Consider the following 358-nt stretch of genomic DNA (forward strand, 5'->3'; position numbering starts at 1 on the left):
TGCTTTATCTTTGTATGACCACATGCCACACTGTGCTTGTGTGGATGTTTTTCATGAATATGATGCTCTTGTTCCATTTTCGCTCCTCCTTTTTGTTATATAGTTTCTTTTATCTTGTCCGTAGCAAAGAAAGTTCAAACATAGCTAAGAAAATCTTTTGACAATATATATAGACACGGTTTAGAATATGAAAATAGTAATCATTACGATTTATATGAATATAGGAGGTATTTATGAATAAAATCATTCCAGTAACCGTATTAAGTGGCTACCTTGGGTCAGGGAAAACAACTTTATTAAATCATATCTTGAAAAATCGTGAAGGCTTAAAAGTTGCTATCATCGTAAATGACATGAG

The 358-nt window shown here is 32.1% G+C and carries 1 protein-coding gene; it reads left to right on the forward strand.

Annotation, left to right across the window (positions count from 1 at the left end; genetic code table 11):
• Nucleotides 1-233: 233 nt before the first annotated feature.
• A partial coding sequence (locus KH400_RS22695) for a GTP-binding protein (RefSeq protein WP_281418773.1) occupies nucleotides 234-358 on the forward strand: 125 nt, incomplete at its 3' end.

The organism is Desertibacillus haloalkaliphilus, from assembly GCF_019039105.1.
Classification (GTDB): Bacteria; Bacillota; Bacilli; order Bacillales; family KJ1-10-99; genus Desertibacillus; species Desertibacillus haloalkaliphilus.